The organism is Mesorhizobium sp. LMG 17147, from assembly GCF_024297145.1.
Classification (GTDB): domain Bacteria; phylum Pseudomonadota; class Alphaproteobacteria; order Rhizobiales; family Rhizobiaceae; genus Mesorhizobium.
Genome location: NZ_JANCTC010000003.1, coordinates 355,948 through 371,999 on the forward strand (window position 1 = coordinate 355,948; position 16,052 = coordinate 371,999).

Consider the following 16,052-nt stretch of genomic DNA (forward strand, 5'->3'; position numbering starts at 1 on the left):
CTGTTCGATCCGCTCCGAAGCCCCTATCTTGGCCGCTTGTTGCAAGAGAGCGGAACGGCAGGCATGGCGGCAGAGGCATCGAACAGCGATCTGATCCAGGTGGTGGCGCTGCTTGCCGCCGGCGTCGTTGCGGTGCCGATCTTCAGGCGCATGGGACTTGGCTCCATCCTCGGCTATTTGACGGCCGGCGTCGTGATCGGCCCGTTTGGGCTGCGCATCTTTTCCGAATCGGAAGCCATTCTTCATGTCGCCGAACTCGGCGTCGTCATGTTCCTGTTCATCATCGGACTGGAGATGCAGCCGTCACGGCTGTGGGGCCTGCGCCGCGAGATTTTCGGGCTTGGCGCGCTGCAGGTCGGCGTCTGCGCGGTCCTGCTGACCGGCGTCGGGCTGGCGGGAGGTTTTCCTATCGCGCAATCCTTCGTCGCCGGCGCCGGTTTCGTGCTCACCTCGACGGCCATCGTCATGCAATTGCTGGAAGAACGCGGCGAGCTGGCCACGCCAAAGGGCCAGCGCATCGTTTCGGTCCTGCTTTTGGAAGACCTGGCCATCGTGCCGCTGCTGGCGCTGATCGCCTTCCTCGCGCCGGGCGGTGCCGATATGAGCCTGTCGGATCGGTTGACGGAGGTCGGTATCGGCCTTGCCGCGATCGTCGGGCTGGTGCTTGCAGGACGCTATCTGCTCAATCCGTTCTTCCGTATCCTGGCGGATGCGCGCGCCCGCGAGGTGATGACCGCAGCCGCCCTTCTGGTCGTTCTCGGATCGGCGCTCGCCATGCAGCTTTCCGGCCTGTCGATGGCGATGGGCGCCTTCCTGGCCGGCGTACTCTTGTCGGAATCGACCTTCCGCCACCAGTTGGAGGCCGATATCGAACCGTTCCGCGGCATTCTGCTCGGGCTGTTCTTCCTCGCCGTCGGCATGTCACTTGACCTGCATGTGGTCGTCGTCAACTGGCAGCTCATTGCCATCTATGTCGTCGCCTACATGATGATGAAGGCGATCGGCATCTATATCGTTGCCCGCGTCCTCAAAACCGGCCACCGGGAAGCGCTCGAGCGCGCGGTCTTCATGGCGCAAGGCGGCGAATTCGCCTTCGTCCTCTATTCCGCAGCGGCGGCGGTCGGGATCATCGATAGCCAGGCCAATGCGATGCTGACGGCTATCGTCATCATTTCCATGGTGCTGACGCCGTTGGCAATCATAGCCCTGCGGTATCTGACGCCGCGCGACGAGCAGTCGCTTGAAGGCGTCGATGTCGCCAACGGCCTGACCGGCAGCGTGCTGATCATCGGCTTTGGCCGGTTCGGCCAGATCGCCAGCCAGCCGCTTTTGTTGCGCGGCATCGACGTATCGATCATCGACAATGAGGTCGAAATGATCCAGGCGGCAGCCGATTTCGGCTTCAAGGTCTATTATGGCGACGGCACGCGGCTGGACATCCTGCGTGCCGCGGGAGCCGGGCGGGCACGCGCAGTGCTGATCTGCGTCGACAAGCCCGATGCCGCCGTGCGCATCGCCGAACTGATCAAGGCGGAATTTCCCTTGCTGACGGTGCTGGCACGGGCTTTCGACCGCGGTACGGCGTTGCAGCTCATTCGTGCCGGCGTCGACTATCAGCTCCGCGAGACCTTCGAATCGGCGCTTGTCTTCGGCGGCTCGACACTGGAAGCCCTTGGCGTCGACCCAGAAGAGGTCGCCGAGGTCATCGAGGATGTCCGTCGCCGCGACGCTGCCCGTTTCGAACTTCAGCTGGCCGAAGGCATCCGCGCCGGGCGACGCTTTCTCAAAGGCAATATCGGCACCCCCATTCCGACGCCGCTCAGCACGCCACGACGCGCGGGCCAGGCGCTCAACGAAGAGACCGCCGGCGTGCTGCAGAAATCCGAACCGGCCGATTAAACCTTGGAATGACGCGAATGATGAACGAACTGGACGAGCGCGCTCTCTCCGTCACCAGATTCTGGCGCGACGCCGGGGAGGAGGCATGGTTCGAGAAGAACGACGCCTTTGATGCCGACTTCCGCACCCGGTTTTTCGATCTGCACTTCGCCGCCGCCGGCCGCGAATGCGACGGCTGGTCCGAACACGCCGAAGGGTCGCTGGCACTGATGATCCTCCTCGACCAGTTTCCGCGAAACTGCTTTCGCGGCACCGGCCACATGTACGCCACGGACCCGCTGGCGCGGCATTTCGCCGGGAAGGCGATCGCTGACGGCCATGACCTGGCGCTCGACGAAGAGCTCCGCGTTTTTCTCTATCTGCCCTATGAGCATTCGGAGGACCTCGCCGATCAGCTCAAATCGGTGGAGCTTACAGCCGCCAAGGCGCCATCCTACCTGAAATATGCGATCGAGCATCGCGACATCATCCAGCGCTTCGGCCGTTTTCCGCACCGAAACAGGATGCTTGGCCGCGAGACTACACCGGACGAACAAATGTTCCTCGACGGAGGTGGGTTTTCCGGCTGATTTCGGGCTCCGATGGCGGCAGCGTCAGGCCTTCCACCAATCCCGGCCTGACGGCAGCCGTTCAATGCCCGATGTGTTGACTGCGGCCAGCCGCTCCGACACGCTCTTGCTGTCGACCACGAGCTCCGGCGCAATTTCTGCCAGCGGTGCCAGCACGAAGGCGCGCTCCAGCATGCGCGGATGCGGCACCTCCAGCCCGGTCTCGTGGATAACGCGGTCGCCGAACACCAGAATGTCGATATCGATCAGGCGCGGCCCCCAGCGCTCCTCGCGCACCCGCTTCAGTTTTCGCTCGGCATCAAGGCAGAGGTCCAGCAACTCTCGCGGTGCGAGCGCGGTCCAGATTTCGGCCGCCGCATTGAGGAAATCCGGCTGATCGAGCTTGCCCCAAGGCGGCGTGCGGTAGAGCGACGAAACGGCAACGACGCGCGTGCTCTCGTCGGCATCCAGAATGCCCAGTGCCGCAGCCATCGACCTCGCCGGATCACCGAGATTGCCGCCGAGACTGAGATAGACGGTATTATTCTGGCCAGACAACGGTCACCTCGACATGATCGAGCACACCCGGCACCGGGGCATTCGGCTTGCGCACGGTGATCTCGGCCTTTTTTATCTGCGGAAACCGCGCCGTCAGCGCCCTCGCCACTTCGAGCGCCAGCGCTTCGATCAGAAAGCGCCGCTCGCCTGTAATGATCTTCTCGATGACCGCAAAAGCGATGCCGTAATTGACGGTGTCCTCGATGGAATCCTCAACCAGCGCCCGCCCGGGATCCACCGTGAGTGCCGCATCGACATAAAAGCGCTGGCCGAGCGTCTCTTCTTCGTCCAGCACACCGTGCCGAGCGAAGAAGGCGCAGTTTTTCATGCGGATGACATACATGGCTCAGCTTTCCCCGATCTCACGCGCCAGCATAGCATCGGCAATGGCCAACACATCCACGTTGATTGCGACATCGTGGACGCGAAAAAGATGCGCGCCTTTGAGCCTCAGGATGACGCTGGTGGCCGCGGTTCCGGCGCCCCTTGCGGCTGCATCGCGGCCGGTGACGGTGCCGATAAAGCGCTTTCGCGATGTGCCGGCCATCAGTGGAAAACCCAGCGCACGAAGCTCGGAAAACCGTGCCATCAGGTCAAGATTTTCAGCGGCCGTCTCCTTGGCGAAGCCGAAGCCCGGGTCGAGCACGATATGGTCGTCGGCAACACCGCTCCGTCGCGCAATTTCCAGCGACTTCCTGAGGAAGAAGAGCTGATCGGCAATCACGTCAGGCAGTTTCTGTCGATCCCGTCCCGTGTGCATGATGACAAGCCCGGCGCCGGTTTCGGCCGCGACGCGGGCAATGCCCGATTCGCGCTGCAGGCCCCAGACGTCATTGACGATATGTGCGCCGGCCTGGACGGCGAGCCGGGCCGTATCCTCGCGATAGGTATCGACCGAGATCAGCGTTCCGCCAGACGTCGCGAGCGCCTCGATGACCGGCAATATGCGAGCCTGCTCTTCCTTTGCGGAGATCGCAGACGCCCCGGGACGTGTCGATTCTCCGCCGATGTCGATGACGGAGGCCCCCTCCCCGACCATGCGGCGCGCCTGGTCAACTGCTCTTTCAGGCGCATCGAACAGGCCGCCGTCGGAAAAACTGTCCGGCGTGATGTTGAGGATGCCGACGACCACGGCCTTGCCACCAATGTCGAGATGGCGTCCGTGGGCCAACTGCCATCGCCCTGTCATCATTGCCCATCAACCATGTCCGATCCCGCGGCGTGGCCGGGGATCAATTCCGTTGCGCCGGAGACGGCGGTAAAGCAAGGTGGGCAAAGAGGCAACACGATGAAACGATCCTTCCTTTGCGCCCTGATGCTCGCCCTGACCGCATTCCCGGCCAGCGCTGCAACTCTCGTCAAGACATATAGTTATTTCCCGATCGGCGGCAGGACACTCGACGACATCGAGACCCAGCTGTCGAAACTCGGGCCTCGGGTGAAAAGCACCGGGTCGCGGCATCCAGGCGCTACCCAGATGGCGTTCACCACCCGCGTCAGCTATGCGCAAAAGCCGGGCTCGTGCTGGATTGCCGACGCTGTCGTCACCGTCAAGGTCAAGGTGATCCTTCCGCAGTGGCGCCGCCCGCGGAAAGCCGATGCAGGCGTCAGGCTGTTCTGGGATACGTTGTCCGCCGACATCAAGCGCCATGAGGAACGCCACGTCGAGATTGCCAAGAACCATGGCCGCGAACTCGAAGACGCCTTGAAGGCGAGCTACCCGGAAAAGACCTGCGAACTGGCCAAGGCCAAGGCCGCAAAAATAACGGCGGCCATGCTCGCCAAGCACGACCAGGAGCAGATGCGCTTCGATCGTGTGGAAAGCGTCAATTTCCAAAGCCGCATCCTGCGGCTCTTGAATTACCGCATCGAGCGCATTGAGAACGGCCGACTCGCTCCCGGCTGAACTTCGCGTCGTCGGAAAAGCCAATTTGGACCAAAGCCAATTTTGCCGAAACATGGTGCCAGCTTCGAAAAACTTTCGAGCCGCTGTCGAAATCGGCCTATAGCGAACGACATATATCGAGTTCGCAGGGCTCATCTCAAAGGCACGAGAACACGGCCAATCTGTACACTCGACGCAGTCCAGCGCCTCGCGGACGTGCACCCAAGCGTAATGGGATGAATGGATATGGACCAGGCTATCGACAAGCAAGCGATGGTGGAAACCAGCACGCCGCTGACCGAAACCGAGAAAAACGCCATCATCGGCGGCGTGCTTTTGTCGATGCTGCTGGCAGCGCTCGACCAGACCATCGTCGCGCCGGCGATGCCGACGATGGCACGTCTGCTCGGGCATGCCGAGTATTTGCCGTGGATCGTGACCGGCTATCTTCTGACCGCGACCGCCGTGGCGCCGCTCTACGGCAAGATCTCCGACATTTATGGTCGCCGGCCCACCGTCTATGCTGCAATCCTGATCTTTCTCGCCGGCTCGCTGGTCAGCGCCACCGCCCCCAACATGCTGGTCCTGGTTGTCGGCCGGGCGATCCAGGGCGCCGGCGGCGGCGGGCTGTTCGCCCTGACGCAGACCGTGATCGGCGACCTCGTGCCGCCGCGTGAGCGGGCTCGCTACGCCGCCTGGATCTCGGGCACCTGGGCCGTCGCCAGCATCGCCGGGCCGCTGCTCGGCGGCACCTTCGCCGAACATCTGCATTGGTCGCTGATCTTCTGGATCAACATTCCGCTCGGCCTGCTGGCGATGGCGATCATCAACAACCCGCTCAAGAAGCTGCCGATCGCCGCAAAACATCACCGCATCGACGGCCTCGGCGCGCTGCTTCTGGTCGCGGCCACCTCGCTGCTGCTGCTTGCCTTGAACTGGGGCGGCAGCGAGTATCCCTGGCTGTCGCCTGAAATCCTTGGACTGCTCGCCGGCTCAGCGGTGTTCTGGAGCGCGTTCGCGCTGAGGCTGCTGCGTGCGGCCGAACCGCTGATCTCGCTCGAAGTGCTCGGCAATCCGATCGTTCTCGCCGGGACGCTGTCGATGTTCCTGCTGCAGGCCGCCAATGTCGGCTTGTCGGTCTATCTGCCGGTCTACCTGCAATCGGTCGTCGGCCTGTCGGTCAGCGAATCGGGCACCGCGTTGCTTGGGCTGATGCTCGGCACGGTGGCCGGTGCGACCTTCAGCGCGCGAATGATCCCGCGCTTTTTCCACTATAAACGCATTGCCATGATCGGAACGGTTTTCTCGATCCTGTGCCTCGGCGTGCTCAGCCTGGTCGCCGGGCATGCCTCACTGTTGCTCGTCGAGGTGTTGACGACCTGCGTAGGCCTGGGCACAGGCACGACCTTTCCGGTTGCCACTGTCTCGGTCCAGAACGCCGTCGATCGTATGCACCTTGGCGTGGCGACCGGCGTTCTCACCTTCCTCCGCTCGCTGGGCAGTGCGCTTGGCGTCGCCATGCTTGGTGCCGTCGCCCTTGGCTACGGCCTGCCGCTGGCGAGCGAAGGCACGCAGCCGGCCGGCCATGTTGCCTCGGCCATGCCGTTCGTGATGATCTTTCTTGCCGCGGCCGCAACCTTGCTGTTGTCGTTCATCACGCTCTGGCTGATGCCGGAAAAAACGCTTCGCGGCCATGCCGAGGCTGTGGCCCCAGCGTTGGCGGAGTAGACCGGCCCGACAAAAATACAGCGAGGGTCAGTCGACCACGCCGAGCTTCTTCTGCAAGCTGGTCGACGAGGTCGTATACTGGAACACAATGCGCTCGCCGGGGCTGACGATGCGCTTGGCTGCTTGCGCCATCAAAGCGACCTCATGGAAGCCTGACAGGATCAGCTTCAACTTGCCGGGATACCAGTTGATGTCGCCGACGGCGAAGATGCCGGGTACCGACGTCTGGAATTTTTCGGTGTCGACCGGGATCAGGTTCTCGTGGAGATTGAGGCCCCATTCGGCGATTGGGCCGAGCTTCATCGTCAGGCCGAAGAATGGCAGCATCCGCGTACACGGTACTTCGATATCGCCCTCCGGTCCCTTGATGATGGCGGAGGCGAGCTGGCCGTCGGCGCCGGTCAGGCCAGTCACTTGTCCGACCTGGAATTCCAGCTGCTTCATCTCCTGCATGGCATACATCTTGTTGACGCTGTCGGGCGCTGCACGGAATTCGGGCCGCCGGTGCACCAGTGTCACGCTCTTGGCCACTGGCTGCAGATTCAGCGTCCAGTCGAGCGCCGAATCGCCGCCGCCGACGATGACGAGGTCATGGCCGCGAAAGTCCTCCATCCGGCGCACCGAGTAGAACACGCTCTTGCCTTCATAGGGTTCGATGCCCGGGATCGGCGGCCGCTTCGGCTGGAAAGAGCCGCCGCCAGCGGCGATCACGACGATTTTGGCTTCGAACACCTCGTTTTCGTCGGTGGTGACGCGGAAGCTGCCGTCCTCCAGTCTTTCCAGGCCCGAAACCATGCGGTTATAGGTGAATTCGGGCTTGAACGGCGCGATCTGCTCAAGCAGCTTGTCGACCAGACCTTGCGCCGAGATCGAGGGCCAGCCCGGAATGTCGTAGATCGGCTTTTCCGGGTAGAGTTCGGCGCACTGCCCGCCGGGCCGGTCGAGTATGTCGATCAGATGGCACTTCATGTCGAAGAGGCCGAGCTCGAATACCGCAAACAGGCCGACAGGCCCTGCCCCGACAATGAGTACGTCTGTCTTGATGATAGCGGTCATGAAGCATGCGCCTTTATGGGAAAACGGCGCGACACTGCATGACCATTGGTCCGCTGCCAAGCGGCAGCGGCAAAAATCGGCTTCAGCCCTGGCGGGCCGGCACGCGCACGACCAGCCCGTCGAGGGCGTCGCGCACCTTGATCTGGCATGACAGCCGCGAATTCGGCTGGACGTCGTAGGCGAAGTCCAGCATGTCCTCTTCCATGGCTTCCGGCTCGCCGACCTCCGCCGTCCAGGCTTCGTCGACATAAACATGGCAGGTCGCGCAGGCGCAGGCGCCGCCGCATTCCGCTTCTATTCCCGGCACCGCATTGCGGATCGCATTTTCCATGACGGTCGAGCCGTTTTCGGCATCCACGTCAAAACGCGTGCCGTCATGGGCGATGAAGGTCAGCTTGGTCATTTGTCACCTGAAGGGAGTCTGAGCCGACATAATCACTCTGCCGGACAAGTCAACTGCGGCGCCAAAGCGCCGCTGTGTGGCATTTCGGGAATAAGTGCTATCGGCTGATGGCGGCGACGAAGTCGCGCACTTCTTCGATCAGCGAGCCAAGCCGCTTCAGCGTGCCGGCGTCTTCGGGCCGGCATTCGATCGCACTGGCGCAATCGGCGATGGCGAAGGCGCCGACCCCGCGCGCCGAGCCTTTGAGCCCGTGTGCCAATAGCAGCCGCTGCCCCACATCCGCATCGACGATCTTGTCGCGCACCGACAGCGCCTGCTGCACGAACAGAGCCAGCACCTCCTGCTCGAGGCTCCGATCGCCCATCGTCTGGCGCGCAAGATGCCCCAGGTCGATCGGCCGCGCCCCGGCTGTCCCCGACACATCGCCGCCGGGCATCGAGAAGGCAATGCCGTTTTCGCCACGTATCACTTTGAGACTCCGTTCTTCGACCCGCAAAAACTAGGCGTATCCGGTGGACAACGGGTTAATGATTGGCCCGGAAAAATGTCGCGATAACGGCGCCGGAATCACGGCTGTGTTAACCTTATATTTAAAGTTTTACGTATCGGGCGGAATGCATGTTTTCTTTACCCGGCTGTGTCATTACGATACGACAGGTCCATTTTCAGCCTCCTGCGCGGGACACGCTAGGCAGAATCAATAAGCAGAACCATAAGTCCCGCGGCAGCTTGTACAGGGTAGCGAAGGCATGGCGAAGAAACCAACGACGACAAGAACGCTCGACAGCGACGTAGCCAGGGAACTCGAAAAGGCACTCGATATCGACCTGAGCGGCGATGCCGGCGGCGACTTCGACATGGCGGCATCCATGGAAGATCTGGAAGCGCAAATATCGCAAGCCGCCGACGAGCTGGCGCGCGAAGGTCGCAGCCAGAACGAACCGCCTGCCCCGGACCAGACCCAGAGCGCGGCACCAGCCGCCAATCAAAGCCAGAACGCAAATTCCGCGCCAAAGGCCAAGCCGGCTGAGTTGCGTCCTGTCACAACGCGCAATGGCTCGCAGCCGGCAGCTTTCTCGCCGGCCAACGACGATCGTCAAAAAGACTATAAGACGCTCCTGCACACCCTCAATCGGCGCGCTTCGAACACGATCTATTGGGTCGTGGCTTTCGTTTCGCTGGCCTGGATCGCCGGCGCTGGCGGCCTTGCGAACCTGTTGTTCGGACCTGGCATCTGGAACATCCGCACCTTCGATCAGTTTTTCGCCCGTCCCGAGCTGATCGGCCTGGCGGTCGCGGCAATCGTGCCCGTCATCCTGTTCTGGGCATTCGCAGTGATGATTCGCCGCGCTCAGGAGATGCGCCTTGCCGCGCAGTCGATGACCGAGGTGGCCTTCCGTCTGGCCGAGCCGGAAAATCTTGCCCAGGATCGCGTCATGATGATCGGCCAAGCGGTTCGCCGCGAGGTAGCAGCCATGGGCGAAGGCATCGAACGCACGCTTGCGCGTGCCGTCGAGCTCGAAACGCTGGTTCACAGCGAGGTGAACCAGATCGAGCGCTCCTATTCAGAGAACGAGTCCCGCATCCGCTCGCTGGTCGATGGGCTGGGCAGCGAGCGCGAAGCAGTCGTCACCCATGCCGAGCGCGTGCGCGCCTCGATCACCGGCGCCCACGAGACACTGAAAGACGAGATCAACGCCGCCAGCGATATCATTCGCGACAGCATTCTCAATGCCTCGACCAAGCTGTCGATGACGATCAACGAATCCGGCGACACGCTGATCGACAGGATCAACGGAAGCTCGATGTCGATCTTCGATTCGGTGGAGGGCCGGCTCGAATCGATCACCGATCGGCTGTCGACGTCGGGCGAGGCCTTCGCCAGCCTGCTCGACACCCGCATCGCCAAGCTGACGGACACCACCGATGGCCTGACGCGGTCGCTGACCGACCTGCTCGACGACCGCACGAGCGGCATGGTGTCGCTGCTCGGCGGCGCCGCCCGCACACTCAATTCGGAATTCGAAGCCAGCCTCAACGGCATCGAGCGGACGCTTGCCGAACGTGGCCAGGCGCTGATCAGCGAGTTCCAGACCCGCGCCGAGGCGCTCGACACCGGCACGCAGAAGCTCAACGCCGCGCTGGAGGCTCGCGCACGCCAGATCAACGAGACGCTGGTCGAGCGCGCGCGCGAAATCGCCCACACCTTCCAGGATAGCAAGGAGACGCTGTCGGCAATGATCGATCAGGGCAAGACCCAGATCGGTGCCGACATGGCCGACATCATTTCATCGACCTCGACCATGCTTGAAGCCCGCGCCGGCGATTTCGCCGGGCGCATGGAAGCGGCACGCCATGTCGTATCGCGTTCGTTCGACACGGACATCCAGCGGCTTGCCGATGCTCGCGCCGGCATAGAGGAAGCCGTCGAAAACCATAGCCGCAAGCTTTCCGAAAGCCGCGACCGGATGGCGGCGGCAATGCAGGCCGATCTGGCGAAATTCGCCGAGGGTCGCGCCGAAATCGACGCAGCGGTGGCCAACCAGGTGCAGAAGCTTGCCGAAGGCCGCAGCCTTATCTCGCGCGCCCTTGAGGAGGATCTGCGCAAGGTCAACGAATCGCGCGCAGCGATCGACGCTTCACTGGGCAGCCATCTCGAAAGCCTTGAAGAGGGTCGCAACAGGCTGGCCCAGGCCTTGAACGAAGACTCCGGAAAACTCGTGCAAGCTCGTACGATAATTGATGAAATGGTTGCCGGGCACGTCGGCAAGCTCGCCGAAGGCCGCAGCATCCTTTCGCGCGCGCTCGAGGCCGACCTCGGCAAGTTGGCAGAGAATCGCGCCGCCATCGACAGCCTCGTCGCCGGTCAGGTCGAAAAGATCGCCGAGGGTCGCGCCATACTCGCCAGTGCGCTGGAAGCCGACATCGCCGGCATCAATGGCCTCATCGAGGCGCATTCGGCGAAATTGGCGCAAGACCGCAGCGGCCTTTCCCAGTCACTCGATAACGACCTGTCCGACATCAGGAGTCTGATCGCTGATCATTCTGGCAGGCTCGCCGATGACCGCAGCCTGCTTTCGAAGACGCTTGAGGACGATCTTGCCAAGCTGGCCGAAAGCCGGTCGAGCATCGATGGGCTGGTTGCCGGCCAGGTCGAGAAGCTGGCGGAAGGCCGCGATATCCTCAAGCGCGCACTTGAATCGGACCTGAACGCGATCAAGGGCGTCATCGCCAGCCAGTCTGAAAAGCTGGCGGAAGACCGTGGCCAGTTGTCACGGGCGCTGGAGAGCGACCTGGAGGCTGTGCGGGGCGTTGTCTCCGATCACATGAACAAGCTTGCCGAAGACCGTTCGACCCTTTCGAAGGCGCTCGAAGACGATCTCGCCAAATTGGCCGAAAGCCGCTCGAGCATCGATGTGATGGTTGCCGGCCAGGTCGAAAAGCTGGCAGAGGGCCGCGACATCCTCAAGCGTGCGCTCGAAGCCGATCTGAGCACTGTCAAGGGCGTCATCGCCAGCCAGTCCGAAAAGCTGGCGGAAGACCGTGGTCAGCTGTCGCGGGCACTGGAGACCGATCTCGAGACCGTGCGGGGCGTCGTCTCCGAACATATGAACAAGCTTACCGAAGAGCGTTCGGCCCTGTCGAAAGCGCTCGAGGACGATCTTGCCAGGCTGGCAGAGAGCCGTTCGAGCATCGACGGGCTGGTCGCCGGCCAGGTCGAGAAGCTGGCCGAGGGTCGCGACATCCTCAAGCGCGCCTTGGAAGACGATCTTGCCAAGCTGGCCGAAAGCCGCTCGAGCATCGACGGACTGGTTTCCGGCCAGGTCGAGAAACTGGCCGAAGGCCGCGATATCCTCAAGCGCGCCTTGGAGGCCGATCTCAACACGATCAGGGGCGCCATCGCCGATCAGTCGCAGCTATTGACCGATAATCGCGCGCAGTTTTCGCGTGCGTTGGAAGCCGATCTCGGCAACGTCAACAGCCTTGTCGCAACCCACGCAGAGAAGCTCGTCCAGGACCGCTCGACCCTGTCGAAGGCGCTCGAGGACGATCTCGCCAAGCTGGCCGAAAGCCGTTCGAGCATCGATGGGCTGGTTGCCGGCCAGGTCGAGAAACTGGCGGAAGGCCGCGACATCCTCAGGCGCGCGTTGGAAGCCGACCTGGAGAGGCTTGCAATGAGCCGCAGCGAGGTCGACGAGATCGTCGCCGGTCATGTCGGCAAACTGAGCGAGGGCCGCGACATGCTGACCCGCGCATTGCAGGACGATCTCTCCAGGCTCGCCGAAACGCGCAAGGATGTCGACCGTTCGCTGTCCGGCCATATCGACCAGATCGCCGCCAGGAGCACCGACATCTCCGATGCAATCGCTGCCGACGTAGAAAAGATCGAGCAGGCGTTCAGCCGGCAGACAGGCATCATCGAGGAGCGCGCCAGCACCATGGAGCGGGCGCTGTCGACGGGTGTCGACAACGTTCGCAGTGTGCTCGAAAGAAGCGCGGTCTTCGTCGCCGGGGCGCTGCGCGAGAAGGTCCTGGAAGTCACGAGCGCGCTGCATGAGCAGGCGGGCGCGGCATTCAGCGATGCCGACCGCAAGATCGCCGAGCGCGCCGAACAGACCTCGGCTGCCCTGCTCGCCAGGGCGGAGGACATCGCCCGCACCTTTGAAGAGGCGGATCGTCGCCTTGCCGCGCGCGCCGAGGATACGTCGAGCGCACTGATTGCCCGCGTCGACGACACGTCGAACACCTTGCTCGCGCGCGCCCAGGAAACGGCCGATCAGCTGGCAGCCAGAGCAAGTGAGATTGCCGGCACCTTCGACGCGGCGGACCACAGGCTTGTCTCTCGCGCCATCGAAACGGCCCAGTCGCTGGCGGCACGTGCCGGCGACATCCTGCGCAATTTCGAAACGGCCGACGAGCGGCTGGGCGTGCGCATCGGCGAATCCGCCGAAGCGCTCGCGGCACGCGCGTCGGATTTGGGTCGCATTTTCGATGCCGCCGACCAGCAACTTATTTCGCGCATTGCCGAAGGCTCCGAAGCACTTTCGGCGCGTGCGTCCGAGATCGGCCGCATCTTCGAGGAGGCGGATCATCGCCTGGTATCCCGTATCGCCGACAGCAAAACCGCCATCGGCGAACATGCCGACACCATTGTCGGCGCCTTCACCAGCACCGAGCAGCGGGTTGCCGAGCGCGCCAGGCAGACTGGCCAGGAACTCGCCGTCCATGCCCGTGAAATCGAGCAGGTGCTTGCCGGTGCCGATGAACGCCTGGCATCGAGTGCGGCTGCCACAGCGGCCCGCGTCGAGGAGCAGGTCGCCGGCGTCGAGAACCGCCTCGCCTACTCCGCCGAGACAATGGGCCAAAAGCTCAACGAGCAGGTCGCGAACGCCGAGGCGCAGTTGGTCTCGCGTGCCAACACGATCGCCGAAACCTTCACCGCGGTCGGCCAGCATATCGGCCAGAGCACCAATGACGCTGCAAAGACCATCGGTGCCAATACTCGCGAGCTCAATACGATGCTTGCGGCACGTTCGGCCGAAATATCGAAAATCCTGGACGAGACGGCACGGCCGCTGGTCGAGCGCTTTGCCCAGGGCGGCTCCGAGCTGCAAAAGAGCATGGAAGAGGTCACAGAACGTGCGACCGAGAAGCTGCGCACTCAAAACGCCGCCCTCGTCGACGCCCTCGCCAGCCGCACGGCCGAAACCCTGTCGGCCGTCGAAGGCGCGCGCTCGACGCTTGCCGACAGCGTTGCCGACCTCATCGGCCGCATGACCACCTCCAGCTCGCAGCTCGGTCAATTGATCGAGCAGGCGGCGGGCAATCTCGGCCAGGTTGAAGAACGCCTGACCGGGAGCACGCAAAGCTTCGCAGCGACCACGGAAAAGACCGCGCAGACCTTCGCCAGTTCGGCGCGCCTGGTCGATTCGAACACGACGCGGCTCACCGAGCTGTCGTCCTCGACCTTGCGCGAGGTTGCTTCCATCGCCACCAAGTTCGACGAGCACAGCCGGTTGCTTTCCAGCGCCTCGGACCTGTTGAGCTCGGCCCAGAGCAATCTCGAGCACACGCTCGAAAGGCAATCGTCGCTGGAGGACCTCGCCGTCGGCCTTGTCAAGAAATCGGAAGATCTCGAAAGGGTCATGCGCTCGTTCGAGAATCTGGTCGGCCAAACGCTGCAGAACGCCGAAGGCAAGACGCTGGAATCCGCCGACAAGATCCGTACCGCGATTTCCGAAGTGGTCGATTCGGCCACCAAGCGCTTTGCCGATGCGACCGAGGAGATGCGGCGTACCGCCGGCTCGATCAAGAGCGAGCTCGACCTCACCCGCGCCGAGCTCAAGAAAGGCGTCATCGAGATGCCGGAAGAGGCAAAGGAATCGACCACGGCTATCCGCCGTGCCGTTTCAGAGCAGATCAACGCGCTGAAGGAACTTTCTGAAATCGTTGCGAAATCTGGCCGTAGCGCCGACAGTTCGGAACAGCGCAACCTGCGTCCGGCGCCGCAAGCGCCTGCCGCACGCGCCGCTGAGCCGCCACGTCGCCCGGCTCCGGCTCCAGAACAGCGCCGTCCCCCGCAGGCGCCTTCGGGCGAGGCGGCGCTGCGCGGCACGCTCGACCTCGAACGTCCCGCAGACCAAGCGCCACGCCAGCGCGACCCCAACGGCCGCACGCCGCAAGGCGGCTGGGTGCGCGACCTCCTGACCGGTGCATCGCGCGAAGACGACGCCAAGCCGGCGGTGCCCGCCGAAGCGCCGCGCCCTGCTCCCGCTGCGCGTTCGCCGCTTCATGTCGTGGAATCGCTGGACTCGCTTTCGGTCGATATCGCGCGCGCCATCGATCACGATGCCTCGATCGAGCTCTGGAACCGCTACCGGCGCGGCGAGCGCGACGTCTTCACGCGCCGACTTTACACGCTGAAGGGCCAGCAGACGTTCGACGAGATCCGCCGCAAATATCAGTCGGAGGCGGAGTTCCGAGCTGCTGTCGATCGTTACTGCGACGATTTCGAAAAGCTGCTCAAGGACGTGTCGCGCAACGACCGCGACAACATCATGGCACAGACCTACCTGACCTCGGATACCGGCAAGGTCTACACGATGCTGGCACACGCCAGCGGCCGCCTTCACTAGAGTCTTTCACGTTTTGACGGAAGCGTAGCCGGCGTTTGCGAAGTAGTTGTTGCATTCGGTTGCCTCGATCGTTTCAACGAGGTGGCCGATGTGGCGCCAAGTGTCCTCGGCGGTACGCTTCTGCGCTTGGCGCATCCAGTGTTTGATCTTGGCAAAGGCCTGCTCGATCGGGTTGAGGTCGGGAGAGTAGGGCGGCAAATACCAAAGCCTGGCGCCGGCGGCCTTGATCATCTGTCTGATGGCGGCCGACTTATGGCTTCCCAGATTATCCATGATGACGATATCGCCGGGCTTCAGCACGGTGATGAGCTGTTGCTCGACATAGGCGCGGAAGCATTGGCCGTTGATCGGGCCGTCGAAGACGCAAGGTGCCGCGAGCCTATCGCAGCGTAGCGCGCCGAGGAAGGTCAGCGTGCGCCAGTGGCCGTGCGGGGCCAAGCCGCGCAGCCGCTTGCCCTTCGGCCCCCAACCGCGCAGCGGAGCCATGTTGGTCTTGATCCAGGTCTCATCGATGAAGACCAGATGCTGCGGATCGAGGCCGGCCTGCCAAGAGCGCCATCGCTGACGCCTGCGGGCAATATCGGCGCGCGCCTGCTCAAGGGCGAACAGCGTTTTTTTTGAAGCTCAGGCCCTCGCGCCTCAAGAACATCCAGACCGCGTTGTGCGAGACCTTGACCCCGCGTGCGGCCAACTCATCCTTCAGACCGTGCAGCGTCAGATGCGGTGTCTCACGCAGACGCGCCTCGATGAAGGCACGGTGCGGCTCCAGCACCCTCTTGCGATGTCCGCCCATCTTGCCAGGCGCAACCGAGCCAGTCGCCCGATGGCGCTGCAACAAC

Annotated in this window: 11 protein-coding genes and 1 pseudogene; 5 read left to right on the top strand and 7 right to left on the bottom strand. The window is 63.0% G+C overall.

The window, feature by feature from the left end; all coding sequences use genetic code 11:
• Positions 1 to 63 precede the first annotated feature (63 nt).
• Together NMG46_RS09400 and NMG46_RS09405 are read left to right on the top strand one after the other, a co-directional pair.
• Positions 64 to 1,899: a monovalent cation:proton antiporter-2 (CPA2) family protein gene (locus NMG46_RS09400; protein ID WP_254817391.1), complete on the top strand. Its 1,836-nt coding sequence runs from the start codon at positions 64 to 66 to the stop codon at positions 1,897 to 1,899.
• A gap of 20 nt (positions 1,900 to 1,919) precedes the next feature.
• A complete protein-coding gene (locus tag NMG46_RS09405) occupies positions 1,920 to 2,468 on the top strand; it encodes a DUF924 family protein (RefSeq protein ID WP_254817405.1) in 549 nt (182 codons plus the stop codon).
• A gap of 24 nt (positions 2,469 to 2,492) precedes the next feature.
• On the opposite strand, the gene folK is transcribed toward NMG46_RS09405, so the two are convergent.
• Genes folK through folP form a run of 3 tightly spaced genes read right to left on the bottom strand, consistent with a single transcriptional unit; the run spans position 2,493 to position 4,197 of the window.
• The gene (folK, locus tag NMG46_RS09410) at positions 2,493 to 3,005 is read right to left on the bottom strand and encodes a 2-amino-4-hydroxy-6-hydroxymethyldihydropteridine diphosphokinase (RefSeq protein WP_254817392.1); all 513 of its coding nucleotides are present in this window, start codon (positions 3,003 to 3,005) and stop codon (positions 2,493 to 2,495) included.
• Entirely contained in the window at positions 2,989 to 3,348 is a 360-nt protein-coding gene (gene folB, locus NMG46_RS09415) for a dihydroneopterin aldolase (protein ID WP_023674838.1), read from the bottom strand. The genes folK and folB overlap by 17 nt, the downstream gene beginning before the upstream one ends.
• A 3-nt stretch (positions 3,349 to 3,351) precedes the next feature.
• Positions 3,352 to 4,197 (bottom strand): dihydropteroate synthase, encoded by an 846-nt coding sequence (gene folP / locus NMG46_RS09420; protein WP_254817393.1) that lies wholly within the window; start codon positions 4,195 to 4,197, stop codon positions 3,352 to 3,354.
• Positions 4,198 to 4,293: 96 nt separating this feature from the next.
• Between folP and NMG46_RS09425 the strand changes: the two genes are divergently transcribed.
• Together NMG46_RS09425 and NMG46_RS09430 are read left to right on the top strand one after the other, a co-directional pair.
• On the top strand, positions 4,294 to 4,911 hold the full coding sequence (locus tag NMG46_RS09425; protein ID WP_254817394.1) for a DUF922 domain-containing Zn-dependent protease: 618 nt from the start codon (positions 4,294 to 4,296) through the stop codon (positions 4,909 to 4,911).
• Between the two features lie 225 nt (positions 4,912 to 5,136).
• Positions 5,137 to 6,618 carry an MDR family MFS transporter gene (locus tag NMG46_RS09430; protein ID WP_254817395.1) on the top strand — a complete coding sequence of 494 codons (1,482 nt, stop codon included), beginning with the start codon at positions 5,137 to 5,139 and terminating at the stop codon, positions 6,616 to 6,618.
• A 27-nt stretch (positions 6,619 to 6,645) separates the two neighbouring features.
• On the opposite strand, the gene NMG46_RS09435 is transcribed toward NMG46_RS09430, so the two are convergent.
• The 3 genes from NMG46_RS09435 to NMG46_RS09445 all read right to left on the bottom strand — a co-directional run bounded on the left by NMG46_RS09435 (position 6,646) and on the right by NMG46_RS09445 (position 8,543).
• On the bottom strand, positions 6,646 to 7,674 hold the full coding sequence (locus NMG46_RS09435; RefSeq protein ID WP_254817396.1) for an NAD(P)/FAD-dependent oxidoreductase: 1,029 nt from the start codon (positions 7,672 to 7,674) through the stop codon (positions 6,646 to 6,648).
• 82 nt (positions 7,675 to 7,756) lie between these two features.
• Positions 7,757 to 8,077, bottom strand: coding sequence for a 2Fe-2S iron-sulfur cluster-binding protein (locus tag NMG46_RS09440; RefSeq protein WP_254817397.1), 321 nt, complete (start codon positions 8,075 to 8,077; stop codon positions 7,757 to 7,759).
• A gap of 97 nt (positions 8,078 to 8,174) precedes the next feature.
• Positions 8,175 to 8,543 carry an Hpt domain-containing protein gene (locus tag NMG46_RS09445; protein WP_254817406.1) on the bottom strand — a complete coding sequence of 123 codons (369 nt, stop codon included), beginning with the start codon at positions 8,541 to 8,543 and terminating at the stop codon, positions 8,175 to 8,177.
• Between the two features lie 283 nt (positions 8,544 to 8,826).
• Here NMG46_RS09445 and NMG46_RS09450 point away from each other — a divergent pair, with 283 nt between their 5' ends.
• A complete protein-coding gene (locus tag NMG46_RS09450; RefSeq protein WP_254817398.1) occupies positions 8,827 to 15,213 on the top strand; it encodes a kinesin in 6,387 nt (2,128 codons plus the stop codon).
• A 6-nt stretch (positions 15,214 to 15,219) separates the two neighbouring features.
• Here NMG46_RS09450 and NMG46_RS09455 read toward each other — a convergent pair.
• Positions 15,220 to 16,052: pseudogene (locus NMG46_RS09455) on the bottom strand (IS630 family transposase); the annotation flags it as partial.